We start from the raw sequence: 8,839 nt of genomic DNA on the forward strand, positions 1-8,839 counted from the left end.
CCGGCGGTGATCCTGGCCTTCGCGATTGCGGGCGCGGTCTGCGCCTGTGCCGCGCTCGCCTATGCCGAGCTCGCGACGATGATCCCGACCGCCGGTTCCGCCTATACCTATACCTATTCGGTGGTCGGCGAGACATTGGCCTGGGTGGTCGGGTGGAGCCTGATCCTCGAATATTCGCTTGCCTGCTCGACCGTCGCGGTGGGCTGGTCGGGCTATCTGGTCGGCTGGCTGCAATCCGCCGGGGTCGAACTGCCGACGATGCTGCTATCGGGTCCGCATGCGGGCGGCATCATCAACCTGCCCGCAGTGATCGTGTCGCTGGCGATCGCGGGCATGCTGATGGCGGGCACGCGCGAAAGCGCCACGCTCAACATCATCCTCGTCATCATCAAGCTGACCGCATTGACCGCCTTCGTCGCGCTGGCGCTGCCCGCGTTCGATTCGGCCAATTTCACGCCGTTCATGCCCTATGGCTTTGGCAGCACCGTGCAGGACGGGTCGACCCGCGGCGTGATGGCGGCCGCGGCGATCGTGTTTTTCGCCTTTTACGGTTTCGACGCGGTGGCGACCTCGGCTGAGGAGGCGCGCAATCCGGGGCGCGACCTCACCATCGGAATTGTCGGGTCGATGGCGGTATGCACGCTGATCTACATGGCGGTGGCGCTGTCCGCCGTCGGGGCGATGTCGTATCTGACGCTCGGCAATTCGCCCGAGCCGCTGGCGCTGGTACTGCGCACATTGGGCCACCCGACCGCCTCCTATCTGGTCGCGCTCGCGGCGCTGATCGCGCTGCCGTCGGTGATCCTGGTGATGATGTACGGGCAGAGCCGCATCTTCTTCGTGATGGCGCGCGATGGCCTGCTGCCCCAGGCGCTGTCGCGCGTCTCGCCCAAGACCGGCGCGCCGGTGCTGGTGACCGGAATTACCGGCGTGTTCGTTGCTGCTGTCGCCGGGTTCTTCCGGCTCGACGAGATTGCCGAGCTGGCCAATGCTGGGACCTTGCTCGCCTTCATCGCGGTGGGCGGTTGCCTGATGGTGCTGCGCAAGCGCGCGCCCGAATTGAAGCGCGTGTTCAAGTGCCCGCAGCCCTATCTGGTGGGTACGCTCGCGATTCTCGGCTGCCTCTATCTGCTCGCCAGCCTGCCGTCGCAGACCCTGGTGCGCTTCGCGCTGTGGAACGTGGCGGGCCTTGCCTTCTACTTCCTCTACAGCCGCTCGCGCAGCCAGGCGCTGCAGGATCAGCAGGCCGGGGCGTAATCAAACGGGCCGAGCAAGGCCCGCAACAGGGGAATGGGGATATGCGGATCGGTCGGATTTTGCTGGCGAGCCTGTCGGCGCTCGCGCTGGCGGGCAGCGTATCGGCGCAATCGCTCGGCCAGGCGGAAAGGCGCGAGCTGGCCGATCCCATCCCGGCGCGCACGCTGGGCGAGGGCCCCTGGCCGCGCACCGTGCTGCGCAACGCGATCTATGTCGATGGCACCGGCGCACCCGCACAGGGGCCGGTCGATATCGTCATCGAGAACGACCGGATCGTGCAGATCGCCAGCATCGGCGCGCCCGGCGCGATCGAGGAAGCGCGCCGGCCCCCGCGTGGCGACAAGGAATATGACCTGACCGGCCATTATGTGCTGCCCGGTTTTGTCGACGCACATGTCCATCTGCACACGCTGAGCGACGGGCAGGGCGTGCCTTCGGACTATGTGCTCAAGCTCTGGCTCGCGCATGGCATCACCACCGCGCGCAATGTCGGCTCGTCCGAAATGTCGATCGAGCAGCAGGTGGCGATCAAGAACCGGCTGGCGCGCAACGAGATTGTCGGTCCCCGGCTCGATGTCTATCCGATGTTCCAGCAGATCGGCCTGCCGATCCGCACCGCCGAACAGGGCCGCGCGGCGGTGCGCGACGCCAAGCGGCGCGGCGCGGACGGCATCAAGTTCATCGGCGGCAGCGAGGCGGCGCTGCTCGCCGCGATCGACGAGACGAAGAAGCTGGGGATGCATTCGACGATGCACCATGCCCAGGGCGTGGTCGCCTATGCCAATGTGCTGCGCACCAGCGAGGCGGGCCTCGAATCGATGGAGCACTGGTACGGGCTGCCCGAGGCCTTGTTCACCGACCGCAAACTGCAGGACTGGCCCGGCGATTTCGTCAATACCGACGAGCAGATGCGCTTCGGCGAGGCGGGCAGGCTTTGGAAGCAGGCGGCGAAGCCCGGATCGGAGCGCTGGAACGAGGTGATGGAGACGCTGCTGAAACGCGGCTTCACCGTCGACCCCACATTCACGGCCTATCTCGCCAGCCGCGATCTGATGCGGATGAACCGCGCGGTCTGGCATAACGAATATACCATGCCCGCCTTGTGGGACTGGTACCGCCCCAGCCGGATCAATCACGGCAGCTACTGGTTCGACTGGACCACCGAGCGCGAGATGGACTGGAAGGAGAATTTCCGGCTGTGGATGGCGTTCGTCAATGAATACAAGAACCGTGGCGGGCGCGTCACCGTGGGGTCGGACGCGGGCTATATCTACAACACCTATGGCTTCGGCTATATCCAGGAGATGGAGCTGCTGCGCGAGGCCGGGTTCAGCCCGCTCGAGGTGATCAACGCCGCAACGCAGCAGGGCGCGCGGCTGCTCGGCCATGATGCGGATGTTGGTACGATCGAGCCGGGCAAGAAGGCGGACCTCGTCATCGTCAAGGGCAATCCGATCGCGAACCTCAAGCTGCTCTTCGCCACCGGCACGCTCAAGCTCGACGATACGACCGGCAAGGCGCAGCGCGTCGGCGGCATCGCCTGGACGGTCAAGGACGGCATTTTCTACGAGGGCAAGGCGCTACGCGCGGATATCCGCGCGATGGTGGCCCGCTCGAAGGCCGAGCGAGGACTGCCGCCCGGCTACATGACCATCGAACAGGAAGATCTGACCCAATGACGCTGACCGGCCAGTTTTTCATCGCGGGCGAACGCCGCGGCCATGGCGAGGTGTTCCATGCCTATGACCCGGCCGAGGGCGCGAGCATCACCGATATCGGCTTTTTCAGCGCCAGCGAGCGCGACATCGCCGATGCCTGCGCGGCCGCCGAAGACGCTGCGGTTCCCTATGCCGAACTGCCGCTGGAGCGCCGCGCGGCGTTTCTGGAAGCGATCGCCAGCGAGATCGAAGGCTTGGGCGATGCGCTGCTGACCCGCGCGGCCGCCGAATCGGGCCTTCCGCTTGCACGGCTGACCGGCGAGCGCGGGCGCACCTGCGGCCAGCTGCGGCTGTTCGCCGCTGAAGTGCGCGATGGCCAGTGGCTCAAGCTGCGCATCGACCATGCCGATCCGGCGCGCACCCCGCCCAGGCCCGATCTTCGCCTGCGCATGGTGCCGCTCGGTCCGGTCGCGGTGTTCGGCGCGTCCAACTTCCCGCTCGCCTTCTCGACCGCAGGCGGCGACACCGCCTCGGCGCTGGCTGCAGGCTGCCCGGTGGTGGTCAAGGGCCACCCCGCGCATCCCGGCACGGCCGAGCTGGTCGCGGGCGCGATCACCCGCGCGGCTGCGGCCACCGGCATGCCCGCCGGCGTGTTCAGCCTGGTCACCGGCACCGGCAATGCCATCGGCGCGGCTCTGGTTGCCGATCCGCGCATCCAGGCGGTGGGTTTTACCGGATCGCGCAGCGGCGGCGAGGCGCTGATGAAGATCGCCGCCGCGCGTCCGCAGCCGATCCCGGTCTATGCCGAGATGTCGGCGATCAACCCGGTCATCCTGCTACCGTATGCGCTGGCGACCAGAGCCAAGGCGCTAGCCGCAGGCTATGTCGGATCGCTGACACTGGGATCGGGCCAGTTTTGCACCAATCCCGGTCTTGTGCTCGCGCTGGAGGGCGCAGAGCTCGACGCGTTCCTCGCCGAAGCGGGCGCATTGGTCGAGGCGCAGGTGCCGCAGACCATGCTCACCGCCGGAATCCATTCGGCCTATGAAAAGGGCAGCGCCGCACTCGCCGCCACGCCCGAGGTGCAGACGATCGCGCGCGGCGTTCACCCGACCGGGCCGCACGAAGGCCGCACCGCGTTGTTCAGCGTCGCGGCGAAGGACTGGCTCGCCAAGGCCGAGCTGCAGCACGAGGTGTTCGGAACCTCGTCGATCGTCGTGCGCTGCAAGGACCGCGACGAGCTGCTCGCGGTGCTGCGTGGGCTGGAAGGGCAGCTGACCGCGACGCTGCAAATGGACGAGGCCGATACCGACGATGCGCGCGCGCTGCTGCCGGTGCTCGAGCGCAAGGTCGGGCGCATCCTCGCCAATGGCTGGCCGACCGGGGTCGAGGTGGGACACGCCATCAACCATGGCGGGCCGTACCCTGCGACCTCGGACGGGCGCACGACCTCGGTCGGCACGCTCGCGATCGACCGTTTCCTGCGCCCGGTCGCGTATCAGGATCTTCCGCAAGCCTTGCTGCCCGAGGCGCTGCGCGAGGGCGGACAGGGCGGCGTGATGGCGCGGATCGACGGGGCCTGGCGTCTCGCCTGAGCGCAAAATATGGCCGGGGCGGTCCGATATGGGTTGCAATTCACAACGATGTAAGCAACCTTTCGGTCGATAGAGCCGCAACAGCGGCCTCGCGACTGGAGAGTCCCGCCATGAAGCATGAAAAGCCGTCCGACCTCAAAGCCGCGTCGCATGTCGATGTGCTGATCATCGGCGCCGGAATTTCCGGCATTGGCATGGCGGTGCACCTCAAGGAAAAGTGCCCGGGCCGGACCTTCGCGATCCTCGAGCGACGCAGAGATATCGGCGGCACCTGGAACCTGTTCCAGTATCCCGGCATCCGTTCGGACAGCGACATGCACACTTTGGGTTTCGAGTTCGAGCCGTGGCGCGAGCAGAAGGCGATTGCCGACGGCCCCTCGATCCTGAGCTATCTCAAGCGCATCAAGGACGAGCGCGGGTTGAACGACCATATCCGGCTCGGCCACAAGGTGCTTTCGGCGAGCTGGTCGAGCAGCGAGGCGCGCTGGACGATCGCCGCCGAGGTCGAGGGGGAAGGCGTGCGGCACCTGACCTGCAGCTATCTGTTCATGGGCACCGGCTATTACGATTACGATCAGGGCTATGACCCTGAATTTGCCGGGCGCGAGAGCTTTGGCGGGCAGATCATCCATCCGCAGTTCTGGCCAAAGGATTTTGATTATGCCGGCAAGCGCATCGTCGTGATCGGATCGGGCGCGACGGCGGTGACGATCGTGCCATCGATGACCGACAAGGCCAAGCACGTGACCATGCTCCAGCGCACGCCGACCTGGTACTGGAGCCGTCCGGCCAAGGACTGGCTGGCGAACAGCCTGCGCGCGATCATGCCCGACGAATGGGCCTATCGCTTCATCCGCTTCAAGAACGTCCGCATGCAGCAGATCTCGTTCAAGCGCGCGCGCGAAAATCCGAAAAAGGTCGGCGACTATCTGCTCAAGCGTATCCGCAAGATCATGGGCAGCAAGATGCACGAGCCCGATTTCCAGCCGCCCTACGGCCCCTGGGAGCAGCGGCTGTGCCTGGTGCCCGATGGCGACATGTTCAAGGCGATCCGCGACGGCAAGGCGGACATCGTCACCGACCATATCGACCGCTTCACCCCCACCGGCATCCAGCTCAAGTCGGGGCGGCATCTGGACGCGGACGTGATCGTCACCGCGACCGGCCTCAAGCTCGCGATGGCGGGCAAGGTCGATTTCTCGGTCGACGGCCAGCCGCTCGATTTCACGCAGCATTTCTATTACAAGGGCTGCATGTTCAGCGACGTGCCGAACATGGCGATCGTGTTCGGCTATCTGAACGCCTCGTGGACGCTCAAGGTGGATATCGTCGCCGATTTCGTCTGCCGCACTCTCAATCATATGCAGGCCACCGGCAGCGATATCGCAGTACCGGTGCTGGGCAGCGATGGACCCGTGAACGAGGAGCAGATCTTCGATTTCTCGTCGGGCTATGTCCAGCGCGCGCTCGACATCCTGCCAAAGCAGGGCGATCGCATGCCCTGGCGGCTCAACCAGGACTATCTGTTCGATCGCAAGGTGCTCCGCGAAGCGGCGGTCGACGATGGCGTGCTCGCCTTCCGCAAGGCCGAGGCCGCGGTCGAGGCACCAACCGCAATCGCGGCGGAATAGGCGTTATCCGGTCACCGCGCTGAACGCAGCCCGATATTCGGGCTTGATGCTCGCCAGCACCTGCTCGGTCACCGGCACGCTGATCTCGTACACGCCCTCGGCATAGGGTCCCGCGACATAGGGCGCAGCGACGAACATGATGCGATCGAACCCGTCATTGCCGACCGCCGAGGGTATGATCACCAGATCGCTGAACGGCGGGCAGACATTGAACATGTCGTCGGGATCGTCCGACATGTATTCGCCGCGGCGCTCCTGCCGCTCGGCATTGAGGCCGTCGCAATAGCGCTTGCGCACCGGTTCGAGCGCGGCATTCATGTCGGTGAACAGCGCCTCCAGCTTGACCCTTTTGCCGGCTGCCTTGTCCCAGAGCAACGCCTCGTACCCGGTATTGCCGTGTGCGCCGCCCGAAAAGCTGCTGATCTCGCCCAGCATCGCGAGCAGCGGTTCCGTGTTGCCGGTCACCGACCAGCTCGTCCCCAGCATGTGCGGATTATAGGGATAGTCATTGGCCTTGGCGTCCTTCTGCGCCTCGGCCGCCTCGGCCTCCAGCTCGGCCAGACCCTGGACGCGCTCCTCCTCCAGCAGCTTGACCAGCGCCGGAATCGCGGCCGCCTCGGCCGGATAGGCATAGGTATAGCTGAACGTCTCGGTCTCGCGCTCGAACGAGACCGGCTTGGCCGCCACCTGCTCGACCTTGCCAGGTCTGGCCTTGTCCTGCTCGGGTGCGTCCTGCCCGCAGGCAGCCATCGCGGGCAGCATCGATACCGCCAGCGCCGCCAGCACCAGGGAGCCGGGTTTTCGGACGATCATGATTCTCTCTCGCAGTTGCGCGTCATATTGCTGTAAGACCCGACAATGATTGATTTGTCTTCCCTCGTCCAGCCGGACCTTGGCCAGGCCGCGCGCAGCATCCACCTTGTCGACAAGGCGGGGCTGGCCGAATGGCTGAACGCTGCGCCGCCGCGCATCCGCAACCACCTGTCCGCGATGCGCTTTACCGCGCGGCCGCACGAACTGGTGGTGGTGCCGGGCGATTCCGCCGATGACTGGGCCGTCGTGCTCGGCGTGGCCGATGCCGCCGCCTTGCGCCCTTGGTGCCTAGCCAAGGTGGCAGAGGCGCTCGCGGCGGGGACGTATCGGCTCGCGGGCGATGCCCGGCCGGGCGATGCGCTGATCGGCTGGGCGCTCGCGCAGCACCGGTTCACAGCGATCCCGCGCGCCGCGAGGCCGCGCTGGCCGAAGCCGAGGCCACCGCCTGGGTGCGCGATCTGGTCAACACGCCCGCCGAGGACATGGGCCCCGCCGCGCTGGAAGAGGCCGCTGCGACGCTCGCGCGCACCTATGGTGGGCTGCTCGACGTGACGCGCGGCGATGCGCTCGAAACGCATTATCCGATGATCCATGCGGTCGGCCGGGCGGCGGCGCGCAGCCACGCCCCGCGCCTCATCGAACTGCACTGGGGCCGCGACGATCATCCCCGCGTCGCGATCGTCGGCAAGGGCGTGTGCTTCGACAGCGGCGGGCTCGACATCAAGCCGGCATCGGGCATGCTGCTGATGAAGAAGGACATGGGCGGCGCGGCACACGCGCTGGCGCTCGCGCAGCTGATCATGCGGATGAAGCTGCCGGTGCGGTTGCACCTGCTGGTCGGCGCGGTGGAGAATGCGATTTCGGGCAATGCCTTCCGACCCGGCGACGTGCTCAGGAGCCGCAAGGGCATCACGGTCGAGATCGGCAATACCGATGCCGAAGGCCGGCTGGTGCTGGGCGATTGCCTGGCCAAGGCAAGCGAGGCGACGCCCGACCTGATCCTCGATTTCGCGACGCTGACCGGCGCGGCGCGCGTCGCGGTCGGGCCGGACCTGCCCGCGCTGTTCTCGAACAGCGACCCGCTCGCCGACGGGCTGCTGTCGAGCGGGACTGCGGTCGGTGATCCGTGCTGGCGGCTGCCGCTCTGGCCGGGCTACGAGGACATGTATGCCAGCGACATTGCCGATATCGGCAATAGCGGGGGCCCCTTTGCCGGATCGATCACGGCGGCGCTGTTCCTGCAGCGCTTTGTCGGCGAAGGGCTCGCCTGGGCGCATTTCGATACCTATTCCTGGCGGCCGACCCCGCGCCCCGGCCAGCCCAAGGGCGGCGAGGCGATGGGGCTGCGCGCGAGCTGGCACTATCTTCGCAGCCGCTATGACGCGAAATCTGCCCCGCAATGACGGGGCTTGGACAAATGGCGGCAACTGGGCTATCTGCCCCGGCTGCGCGGTGCCCGGCACCGGCAGGAACAGACGCTGCGGCACGGCTTGAGGGACTGGGGTAATTGACACATTCGACACGTTCTGCGGCGGGATCAGCGCCGGTGGATGCCGGTCTGGCGTTGCAGGACCCGGCCGAGAGCGGAGCGGCGCACCAGCAGCGCTTCGTTCTGAGCGGACCGGTGGCCGATTACGACCCGCGCGTCACGCCCATTCGCGGCGACCTGGCCGATATCGCGCTCGCCGGGCGGTTCTTCGCGCCGCATTATGTCGCGCCGCAACGGCATCAGGTGGCGGGCACGCCCGCGATGCTGCGCAAGGCGGGCAGCGATGATGCCGAGGCGGTCAGCCAGCTGCAGCCGGGTGAGGGCTTTGCCCTGCTCGACAGCGCCGGCGACTGGGGCTGGGGCTATGGCGTGCACGACGGCTATTGCGGCTATGTG

General features: G+C 66.7%; 5 protein-coding genes and 2 pseudogenes. 6 read left to right on the top strand and 1 reads right to left on the bottom strand.

Translation table 11 applies throughout. The annotated features are described in order from the left end of the window. From DM995_RS15925 to DM995_RS15940, 4 genes are all read left to right on the top strand, one after another. Positions 1 to 1,257, top strand: a 1,257-nt coding sequence (locus DM995_RS15925; protein ID WP_232824443.1) for an amino acid permease, incomplete at its 5' end; no start/stop codon positions are given. Between the two features lie 41 nt (positions 1,258 to 1,298). After that, positions 1,299 to 2,936, top strand: a complete 1,638-nt coding sequence (locus DM995_RS15930; protein WP_116970060.1) for an amidohydrolase family protein — start codon at positions 1,299 to 1,301, stop codon at positions 2,934 to 2,936. Then, the gene (locus DM995_RS15935; protein ID WP_116970061.1) at positions 2,933 to 4,510 is read left to right on the top strand and encodes an aldehyde dehydrogenase (NADP(+)); all 1,578 of its coding nucleotides are present in this window, start codon (positions 2,933 to 2,935) and stop codon (positions 4,508 to 4,510) included. The genes DM995_RS15930 and DM995_RS15935 overlap by 4 nt, the downstream gene beginning before the upstream one ends. Before the next feature lie 110 nt (positions 4,511 to 4,620). Then, positions 4,621 to 6,141 carry a flavin-containing monooxygenase gene (locus DM995_RS15940; protein ID WP_116970062.1) on the top strand — a complete coding sequence of 507 codons (1,521 nt, stop codon included), beginning with the start codon at positions 4,621 to 4,623 and terminating at the stop codon, positions 6,139 to 6,141. Between the two features lie 3 nt (positions 6,142 to 6,144). Here the strand turns inward: DM995_RS15940 and DM995_RS15945 are convergent, their stop codons facing one another. Beyond that, positions 6,145 to 6,891 (bottom strand): DUF3298/DUF4163 domain-containing protein, encoded by a 747-nt coding sequence (locus tag DM995_RS15945; protein ID WP_502696614.1) that lies wholly within the window; start codon positions 6,889 to 6,891, stop codon positions 6,145 to 6,147. A gap of 108 nt (positions 6,892 to 6,999) precedes the next feature. On the opposite strand from DM995_RS15945, the pseudogene DM995_RS15950 reads away from it, so the two are divergent. Further along, positions 7,000 to 8,357, top strand: a pseudogene (locus DM995_RS15950) (leucyl aminopeptidase family protein). A 143-nt stretch (positions 8,358 to 8,500) separates the two neighbouring features. Next, positions 8,501 to 8,839 (top strand): annotated as a pseudogene (locus tag DM995_RS15955) (C40 family peptidase); the annotation flags it as partial.

It is taken from the genome of Blastomonas sp. UPD001, assembly GCF_003426715.1.
In the GTDB taxonomy this organism is placed as follows: Bacteria; Pseudomonadota; Alphaproteobacteria; order Sphingomonadales; family Sphingomonadaceae; genus Blastomonas.

Coding starts and splice junctions, on each gene's coding strand:
- DM995_RS15930 (WP_116970060.1), top strand. CDS start 1,299: ATGCGGATCGGTCGGATTTTGCTGGCGAGCCTGTCGGCGCTCGCGCTG.
- DM995_RS15935 (WP_116970061.1), top strand. CDS start 2,933: ATGACGCTGACCGGCCAGTTTTTCATCGCGGGCGAACGCCGCGGCCAT.
- DM995_RS15940 (WP_116970062.1), top strand. CDS start 4,621: ATGAAGCATGAAAAGCCGTCCGACCTCAAAGCCGCGTCGCATGTCGAT.
- DM995_RS15945 (WP_502696614.1), bottom strand. CDS start 6,891: ATGGCTGCCTGCGGGCAGGACGCACCCGAGCAGGACAAGGCCAGACCT.